The sequence below is a fragment of the Campylobacter sp. S4:11 genome, assembly GCF_024723695.1.
In the GTDB taxonomy this organism is placed as follows: domain Bacteria; phylum Campylobacterota; class Campylobacteria; order Campylobacterales; family Campylobacteraceae; genus Campylobacter_D; species Campylobacter_D jejuni_C.
Window position 1 is genome coordinate 1 of sequence record NZ_JANQDC010000044.1, and the last position, 2663, is coordinate 2663.

Here is a 2663-nt window from a genome sequence, read left to right on the forward strand (position 1 = left end):
TTGTCTTATGAAAAAACAGAGAAAATTAAGAGGAGTTAATAAATGCTAGAATTCTTTATTAATCTTTTAATATTTATTCTTATATTTTTCTTTTTTGTTTTTATATTTTCTATTATTTTATATTTTATCTTTAAAATTTTTTATAAATTAAAAAATAAAACAAAAACTATAAATTTTAAAACAATATTTAAAAAATTTACTTTGTTTCTTTTACCTGCATATCTTTTATTATTCTTAGTAGGAGGATGTTCTTATAAATATATGGATCCGCAGTATTATGAGTTTAAGAGCTTGTGTAAAGATATAGATAATAAAGTAATAATTTACAATAAAGCTTATTGGGAAATATTCAGCAATAGAGAAAAAGGAAATACAATGCATGATGAAAAAGGAGAATTCTTTTTTAATCAAAAAATAAATAAAAAAATATATTTTGATTTTAAAAAATCAGAAAGCATTAATGTGTTGCAAAAAAATAAATTTACTTTAACAGAAGTTACATTTGAAGATTATTATGATGGTATTCATTATTCAACACACTTATCTTATATTTATAATGATTATGGTATATTTTTGGGAGGTGATGAGGGTGCTGGATTCTATTTTAGATATCATAAAAGACTGTATTGTGAAGATATTAGATAAAAAATTAGAAAGATAATTTGAGATTTAGATTTTTGGAATAACAAATGAGCAAAAACATTAAAACACAAGAAGCTAAATTAGACTTAATCACTAAATTTTTAGACTATGCTAATTGTGCAGATGCTAGTTATGCGATGTTGCAATATGTTTTTAAAGGTGTAATTAAATATAAAAATGATAATGGCAATGAATTAGAAAAAAAAGTAGATACCCAAAGACTAGGTGATAAGCATAATAATCAAAATTCTACCTATGCAAGAGCTATACAAGCTCGTTTTGAACAAAATAAAATAGTTAAAATAGAACCTAAATATTGTATTTCTCTTATAAATACTTGTTTTGATAGTAAAGAAATAACATTGGATAATGATATTAGCAGGGTAGGGTTAAATGATGCACTGAGTAAAAGAACTATTGATTTTGTAAATAGATTTAAACTTTTAAAACATCAGCCCAACACTACAAGTGGCTTTAGTGCTACTTTGTTTGAAGATACTAAAGATAATAATCAAAAGATTATAGTCATACGAGGAACAGAGCCTACAAGTAATTTTAGTGTAGATATTTTGGATGCTGATGTTGATTTAGCTTTAGGCAAAGTTCCCTATAATCAATATCTTGATATGATTAAATTTTATTCTGAGTGTGTTAAAGAATTTCCAAATATTATAAAAGACAAAGGTTTGGTAATTGTAGGTCATTCTTTAGGCGGAGCTTTGGCACAACTACTTACTCTTTCATTAGCGAGTGTTAATTCTAGTGCTAATGTTAAAGAAATCTACACTTTCAATTCGCCTGGTGCAAAAGAACTAAAAGCTTTAAATTTAAATCAAATTTACAGAATAGATGGAAAAATTATCAATTCTGATAATAAAGAGCAAGCATTGTTTTATCAAATAAGATCTTATAAATATCAAAAAAGTATAGAAATAAACTTAATAGGATATGATTCTAATTTATTTCAAAATATAAAATCATACTTTCACAATAAAACAAACTTAAAAGAACATTATATCTTTATAAAAACAAATATAATTTATAGTAAATCAACGAATTATTTTTATGATATTTTTGAAGTTGATGAAGTATTTATAAATTGTGTTAATCAGCTCCTTACTAATCTTAATATCAAAAATATTTTAGCTACAAGTGATAATACTTATCATATTGAAACAGATACTGATTCCGATGCTTCTAATACAAAAGGGGTGATACAAGATTTAGGAGTAGATATAGACGGGAAGCATTATATTGTTAATTTAGGGGATCGATTTTGGGATTCTCATTTTTTAGAGCCTACTATCATAGAATTAAATTATATTTTAAATCTTATGAAAAATAAAGAAATTGATAACCTTTTAGAGTATAATATAAATAAGGATGAAGAGCTATGGACTTTTATCAAATACCATAATAATGTTTTGGCTACCGCAAGAACTCGTTATGATGATCGTATTTTGTCATATTTTAGCATTCCTAAACTATCTAATGATTTTTCAAATTCTTTGGAATATTTGCAAATTCATTATTTACCAAAAGAACCCAAAAAACCTTTATTTGCAGCAAATATTCAAGGTTTCTCATCTACGCAATTGCAAGCTTTGGAGGAATATAAAATAAAAAAAGCTAAATATGATGAGGAGTTAAAATGGTATGAACTTTATAAAGTAAAATATGAAAGAGAACAACAAATTTTTAATCAGAAATTTAAAGAGTATTTTTCAGAAATAATTTTTTATCAAAATAGACTCTATTCTCATAAAAAAACACAAGAGAAAATTATATTAAATGTAATAATACAACAAATTAATCAAAAAGATATAACATATTTTAATTTGTATTCTGTGGTAGAATTTTTAAAAGAAAACAAGGCTTATTATAAATATATAGATTTAAATGAAATCCAAGATTTAATTTTAAATGATTTAGATAATAAATTGGGTTATTTTTATTGCCTTTATGTATGTATAAATTTAATAGTATTAAGAGAAGATAAAAATACTTATTTCACCCAAGTT

2 protein-coding genes are annotated in these 2663 nt (G+C 23.8%); both read left to right on the forward strand.

Features of this window, described 5'->3' with window-relative positions; genetic code table 11:
- Positions 1 to 375: 375 nt before the first annotated feature.
- Positions 376 to 645, forward strand: coding sequence for a hypothetical protein (locus CAMP5053_RS07990; protein WP_162497605.1), 270 nt, complete (start codon positions 376 to 378; stop codon positions 643 to 645).
- Between the two features lie 44 nt (positions 646 to 689).
- Positions 690 to 2663, forward strand: a 1974-nt coding sequence (locus CAMP5053_RS07995; RefSeq protein WP_337217618.1) for a lipase family protein, incomplete at its 3' end; no start/stop codon positions are given.